This is a genomic window from Croceitalea marina (genome assembly GCF_042684265.1).
Classification (GTDB): domain Bacteria; phylum Bacteroidota; class Bacteroidia; order Flavobacteriales; family Flavobacteriaceae; genus Croceitalea; species Croceitalea marina.
In genome coordinates this window covers 1-2540 of sequence record NZ_JBHULB010000066.1, presented here as the reverse complement: position 1 = coordinate 2540, position 2540 = coordinate 1, and the positions used below count along the sequence as shown (strand labels likewise).

The 2540-nt window shown below is 53.0% G+C and carries 2 protein-coding genes; both read right to left on the bottom strand.

Annotation, left to right across the window (positions count from 1 at the left end; all coding sequences use genetic code 11):
* Positions 1-91 precede the first annotated feature (91 nt).
* Complete coding sequence (istB, locus tag ACFSQJ_RS14435) at positions 92-823, bottom strand: IS21-like element helper ATPase IstB (RefSeq protein WP_377767678.1); 732 nt, start codon at positions 821-823, stop codon at positions 92-94.
* A 20-nt stretch (positions 824-843) separates the two neighbouring features.
* On the bottom strand, positions 844-2388 hold the full coding sequence (gene istA, locus ACFSQJ_RS14430; protein WP_377767677.1) for an IS21 family transposase: 1545 nt from the start codon (positions 2386-2388) through the stop codon (positions 844-846).
* Positions 2389-2540: the final 152 nt, after the last annotated feature.

The following is a 2540-nucleotide window of genomic DNA, read 5'->3' as shown; positions in this document are numbered from 1 at the left end:
TGGATAGGGCGGTCAATGTATACCACCTGCGGCGGATTAAACTGAGCAGTGCAAATCAAGTGCACGAGATCGACTCATTTTGGTGCTGAAGTTAACGTTTATTTTTAATTTTTTTCCTCATTGATTCCCCTTTTATGTCCACCCTGTGGGCCGAGTGCACCAGACGGTCAAGGATGGCGTCGGCGATCGTTTTTTCACCGATGACATCGTGCCATGCCTCCACGGGCAGTTGTGAGGCTATAATGGTGGACCTTTTGCCGTGCCTGTCCTCTATGATCTCCATCAAAGAGTGCCTGTTGATGTTGTCCAATGGTTTTAGGCCAAAGTCATCCAGTATGAGCAGGTCCTGTTTTTCAAGTTTTCCAATGAATTTTAGATAGGATCCGTCCGCCTTTGAGGTTTTGAGCAGGGTAAAGAGCTTGGCCGTGTTGAAGTACATGGTCCTGTGCCCCATTGAGCAGGCCTGGTGCCCGATGGCGGAGGCCAGATAGCTCTTGCCGACCCCGGTGCTCCCGGTAATGAGCATATTTTCACCCTTGCGTATAAATCCACAGGAGGCGTAGCGTTGTATCCTGTTCCTGTCGATGTTCCTTCCAGGGCCGTAATCGATGGCCTCCATAACGGCACCGTACCTGAACCTTGCGGCCTTTGTCAGGCGCTCGATCTTGCGGTTGTGCCTATCGTCCCATTCGGACTGTACCAGATAGGCCACCAGTTCATCGTTGGTATAGTCCATGCTCTCGGGCGAGAGGCTGGTTCCAAAAGCCCTGAGCATCCCGTGGAGCCTGAGCTGTTTCATCTGTTCCATTGTCTTTGTGTTCATGTTGTCTGTTTTAATGTTTGTCATTTATAATAGTTTCCTCCCCTGATGTTATCGTGGTCCGGGACCTCGGAGGTATCCCCCGGGTCGTCCTCCAGGGTGTCCCACCCTTTTTTCAGTATCCGCTCCACCATACTGTAATTATAGGCCCCATAGTCAGATGCCCGCCTGCAGGCATTGTCCAGCCGTTGGTCGCCGACCTTCTTGGCCAGGTGCAGTATGCCCATGCAGGACTTATAGGATTGTTCCGGATGTTGTTTCTTGTCGAGTATCCCGATGATGTACCCCTTGCAGTTCTCGCCGATGTGGGCGGCCCAGGAGATGAACTTCTCACTGCTCCATTCGCTGACGAACCTGTGGTGGGAGGGCATATGTTCCGCTGCGGTGGTATAGCCGTAGCGTTGCCTCTTCCTTTCATGGACGGCCAAACGTTCGTGCCTGTGGTATATCTCCACGAAGCTGTCCGTGTAGACGATCTTCACCTGTTTGCCGATGTGCCTGTAGGGAACACTGTAGTAGTGCTTGTCCCTGCCAAGGTAGATATGGCTGTTCTTGTGGACCGTGCCCTTTGCATAAGATCTTATCTCATACCGTTTCAAGGGAAGGGGACCGAGCTCCGGCACCTCCACTTCCCGGAAGAGGGAACACCTGGAGTATTCCCTTCCCCTGAAGGAAATATTGTTATGGGTCTTTAGCAGTTCCAGGATGGCCCTGTTGATCTCGCCCACACTGTGGAAGGTGGTGTTGCGCAAAGGGGCGAACACCCTGGTATAGACAATGCGCACCGCGTTCTCCACGATGGCCTTGTCCCTTGGCCTGTAGGCCCTTGTCGGCAGCACGGCGGTATCGTAGTGCTCCGCAAAATCGGCAAAGGCCTCGTTGACCTTCGGCTCGTAACTGCTGCTCTTGGTGACTGCGGACTTCAGGTTGTCGGTCACCAGGGCACGGGGGACCCCGCCATAGAACCACAGTGCGTTCTCGGTACATCGCATGAAGTCCTCCAGTTTCTGGCTCCGACAGGCCTCCACGTAGGTGTAATGGCTGCTGCCCAACACGCACAGGTATACCTCGAGCTCTTGGATCTCTCCCGTATATTTGTCCGTTATATGGAGCTTTTTGCCCGTAAAATCGATGAAGAGCTTGTCGCCCGCCTTATGGGTGAAGTGCATCACTGGCGATGTCTCCTTTGTCCATTCACGGTACCAGTACCTGAACTGGGAGAGCTTGAACCCGTCCGGGTGCCTCGCATGATACTCTTCCCAGAGCAACTGTCGCGTGACCCCCGTTTTGCGGAGTTCCTTGTCAAAATAAGGGAAGTACCGCTCTAAGGTCCTCAGCTGTTCGCTCTTGGGCTTTTGGTCCGCCTTGAAGAGCCTGTGGATCTCCTCCAGGGTCATCTCCGAGACCTCGTAGGGCGTCAGCCTGTAACACTTGAAGAACTCGATGTACTTGGCCACCGTATTGCGGGAGATGCCAAGTTCCTTGCTGATGCGTCGCTTGCTGGCCCCCTCGCCGTACAATTTGTAAATCCTTTTTGCCTTGCGCATATCTATCTGTTTGTTCGCCATGGTCTTTTTTACAAAAGAAACCATCGCAACACTCAAATAGAATCGATCTTTTTAGTGGCTCACTTTCATCCGCCCCACTATGCTCACTTTGGTCCGCCGCGGGTGGCTCAGTTTAATCCGCCGCAGGTGGTATACTATGCCCGTTTTTTGCA

What these genes read in the sequence shown, in the direction of transcription:
- istA (WP_377767677.1), bottom strand. Translation starts at nt 2,388, where the DNA reads ATGGCGAACAAACAGATAGATATGCGCAAGGCAAAAAGGATTTACAAA.
- istB (WP_377767678.1), bottom strand. Translation starts at nt 823, where the DNA reads ATGAACACAAAGACAATGGAACAGATGAAACAGCTCAGGCTCCACGGG.